The following is a 3,736-nucleotide window of genomic DNA, read 5'->3' on the forward strand; positions in this document are numbered from 1 at the left end:
CCCTCGCTTCCCGCCAGTGAGCCGGCCATGCCCGCTCCGGATGCTGCGAACACCAGCAATACAGCCAATATCGCCATGGCTGTTCGCTTGGAATTCGTGGATTTCATTTTGTCTTCCCCAAGGAGAAAAACCGGGCGCTTTCCGGTCTATTTGGACGCGGCGATGCTGCAGGCGCCGGCGACGGTAACCTTGTATTTGCTTTTGCTGGCCTGACAGGATTTCAGTGCCAGTTCCGCCGCCGCCTTTTGTGACGATGCATTCAGCTTCACGCCGCAAACGAAGTACTCGGTCGCCGGAACGATTGGCGTCGCCGCGAAAGCCGAATGGCCTGCGGCTGCGAGATACGCTGCATAGGCCTTCCCGCAGCCCCCGGTGGTTCCTATAGGAATGGTCACCGGGTAGCGCACGTCGCCCTTGCTGCCTGCCAGCGATCCGGCCATGGCAGCGGTGGAGGCCGCCACCATCAGCAAGCCTGCCACTATGGGGGTGGCTGCTCGTTTGCAGGTCCCGGATTTCATTCTGCTTCCCCCATTCGCAAAAAAGTCTCGGCCGGTTGCTTATTTCGATGACGAGATTGCGCAGCCGCCACTCGCGGTCTTGAGCTTCCACCGTGTCAACCCGGCCTGGCAATTGCGCAGCGCCGTCTCTTCCGCCGCCTTCTGGGACGGCGCGTTGAGCTTCGTCCCGCAGATGATGTAGAGGTCGACAACGCGCGAATAAAAGGTTGTGGCGTAGGCCGAATGGCCGCTCGCCGCGACGTAACCCTTGTAGGCAACGTTGCATTCGCCCGAACCCAAGGTCGGCGGAAAACGCACGTCTCCCTTGCGTCCTGCGAGCGATTCCGCCGAGCTGATGCCGGTCGCCGTTAATATTAGAAATGCGGAAAGTATCGAAGCAGCCGTTCCCTGGCAATATTTCAGTTTCATTTCCAGCCCGTCCCCATTGCCCCATGCTGGATAAACAGTAGCGAATATTTTGTCCCCCCGCCAGTTCACTGTTTGAGATTCGAAGCCGCCTATACTGACCAATCGCTTGGTCCATACAGTTCAGCCTTTTCACACGGCAGCAACGGCCTGCCGGTATAGTTCCGCCGTTTGGCTGTCGAAGTTGACCGTCCATTCTCACATCCGAAACACGCCAAAGCGCGTGTCCTCGATTTCGGCGTTGAGCGCGGCCGACAGGCTGAGCGCCAGCACGTCGCGCGTCTTTGCAGGATCGATGATACCGTCGTCCCAGAGGCGTGCGGACGAATAGAGCGGATGGCCCTCATGCTCGTATTTCATCAGGATAGGCTTCTTGAATTTCGCCTCTTCCTCGGCGCTCCATTCTCCGCCCTTGCGCTCGATGCCTTCGCGTTTGACCATGGCAAGCACCGTTGCCGCCTGTTCGCCGCCCATCACCGAGATGCGGGCGTTCGGCCACATCCACAGGAAGCGCGGTGAATAGGCGCGGCCGCACATGCCGTAATTGCCGGCGCCGAACGAACCGCCGATGATGACAGTCACCTTCGGCACCCTGGCGGTGGCAACCGCCATCACCAGCTTGGCGCCATCCTTGGCGATGCCGCCTGCTTCATATTTTCGACCGACCATGAAGCCGGTGATGTTCTGCAGGAAGACCAATGGAATTTTGCGCTGGCAGCACAGTTCGATGAAGTGCGCGCCCTTCAGCGCGCTTTCGGAAAACAGCACGCCGTTGTTGGCGATGATGCCGACCGGCACGCCATGGAGATGGGCAAAGCCGGTGATCAGCGTGGTGCCGTAATTCTGCTTGAACTCGTCGAATTCGGAACCGTCGACGACGCGCGCGATGACCTCGCGCGCGTCATAGGGCTGGCGCAGGTCGGTCGGCACGATGCCATAAAGTTCATCCGCCGGATGAAGCGGCGGAATCGCTCTCCTAGAGTTCAGGCTTACAGTCTTGTTCCGATTCAGGTTCTTGACGATGCGCCGGCAGATGGCGAGGGCATGGTCGTCGTCCAGCGCATAGTGGTCGGCAACACCGGAAAGCCTGGTGTGCACATCCGCACCGCCGAGATCCTCGGCACTGACATCCTCGCCCGTCGCCGCCTTCACCAGCGGCGGGCCGCCGAGGAAGATGGTTGCCTGATTGCGCACCATGATCGTCTCGTCGGACATTGCCGGCACATAGGCGCCGCCCGCCGTGCACGAACCCATGACGCAGGCGATCTGCGGAATGCCTGATGCCGACATGTTGGCCTGGTTGTAGAAGATGCGGCCGAAATGCTCGCGGTCGGGAAACACCTCCTCCTGGTTGGGCAGATTGGCGCCGCCGCTGTCGACGAGGTAGATGCAGGGAAGATTGTTCTGCAGTGCGATCTCCTGCGCCCGCAAATGCTTCTTCACGGTCAGCGGATAATAGGTGCCGCCCTTCACGGTGGCGTCGTTGACGACGACCATCACCTCGGTGCCTTCGACGCGGCCGATGCCGGCGATCATGCCGGCCGAAGAGATCTCCTCGCCATACATCGACCATGCCGCGAACTGGCCGATCTCGAGGAAGGGTGAGCCGACATCCAGCAATTGCGCAAGGCGCTCGCGCGGCAGAAGCTTGCCGCGCGAGACATGGCGCTCACGCGCTTCCTCCGAACCGCCGAGCTCGACGGTGGCGGCCTTTTCCGCAATGTCGGCGACCAGCGCCCGCATGCGCTCGGCGTTGGCACGGAAGGTTTCGGAGGAGGGGGAGATCTGGGTTTGCAACGTGGCCATACCTACACCCCCTCCGCCATGATCTCGCGGCCGATCAGCCAGCGGCGGATTTCGCTGGTGCCGGCGCCGATCTCGTAGAGCTTGGCATCGCGCAACAGGCGGCCGGTTGGATAGTCGTTGATGTAGCCGTTGCCGCCAAGCAGCTGGATGGCGTCGAGCGCCATCAGCGTCGCCTTCTCGGCGGCAAACAGCACGCAGCCGGCGGCATCCTTGCGCGTCGTCTGGCCACGATCGCAGGCGGCGGCGACGGCATAGACATAGGCGCGCGCGGCATTCAGCGTCGTGTACATGTCGGCCAGCTTGCCCTGCACCAGTTGGAACTCGCCGATCGCCTGTCCGAACTGCTTGCGCTCATGCACATAGGGGATTGCCACGTCGAGGCACGCCGCCATCAGGCCGATCGGGCCGCCGGCAAGCACCGTGCGCTCATAGTCTAGGCCAGACATCAGCACTTCGACGCCGCGCCCTTCCTCATGCAGCACGTTGTCGAAGGGCACCTCGACATCCCTAAACACCAGCTCGCCGGTGTTGGAGCCGCGCATGCCGAGCTTGTCGAGCTTTTGCGCCACGGAAAATCCGGCAAAAGCCTTCTCGACGATGAAGGCGGTGATGCCGCGCGATTTCTGGTCCGGATCCGTCTTGGCATAGACCACCAGCGTCTCGGCGTCCGGCCCGTTGGTGATCCACATCTTGGTGCCGTTGAGCACGTAGCGGTCATTGCGCTTTTCGGCGCGCAGCTTCAGCGAGACGACGTCCGAGCCGGCGCCGGATTCCGACATCGCCAGCGCGCCGACTCGCTCGCCCGAGCACAGCGGCGGCAGGTATTTTTCCTTCTGCGCCTGCGTCGCCCAGCGGTTGATCTGGTTGACGCAGAGGTTGGAATGGGCACCGTAGGAGAGGCCGACCGAGGCCGAAGCGCGCGAAATCTCCTCGACGGCGATCACATGGGCGAGATAGCCCATGCCGCTGCCGCCGAAATCGGGGTCGGCGGTGATGCCGAGCAGGCC

At 62.0% G+C, this 3,736-nt stretch carries 4 protein-coding genes; all 4 read right to left on the minus strand.

What is annotated here, in order from left to right; genetic code table 11:
- Window positions 1-146 precede the first annotated feature (146 nt).
- Window positions 147-518 (minus strand): hypothetical protein, encoded by a 372-nt coding sequence (locus ENZ74_RS25275; RefSeq protein ID WP_013532610.1) that lies wholly within the window; start codon window positions 516-518, stop codon window positions 147-149.
- 39 nt (window positions 519-557) lie between these two features.
- Window positions 558-1,028, minus strand: coding sequence for a hypothetical protein (locus tag ENZ74_RS25280; protein WP_318011939.1), 471 nt, complete (start codon window positions 1,026-1,028; stop codon window positions 558-560).
- A 93-nt stretch (window positions 1,029-1,121) separates the two neighbouring features.
- On the minus strand, window positions 1,122-2,729 hold the full coding sequence (locus ENZ74_RS25285; RefSeq protein WP_013532608.1) for a carboxyl transferase domain-containing protein: 1,608 nt from the start codon (window positions 2,727-2,729) through the stop codon (window positions 1,122-1,124).
- 2 nt (window positions 2,730-2,731) lie between these two features.
- A partial coding sequence (locus tag ENZ74_RS25290; protein WP_164761196.1) for an isovaleryl-CoA dehydrogenase occupies window positions 2,732-3,736 on the minus strand: 1,005 nt, incomplete at its 5' end.

It is taken from the genome of Mesorhizobium sp. M7A.F.Ca.CA.002.15.2.1, assembly GCF_003998715.1.
Classification (GTDB): domain Bacteria; phylum Pseudomonadota; class Alphaproteobacteria; order Rhizobiales; family Rhizobiaceae; genus Mesorhizobium; species Mesorhizobium ciceri.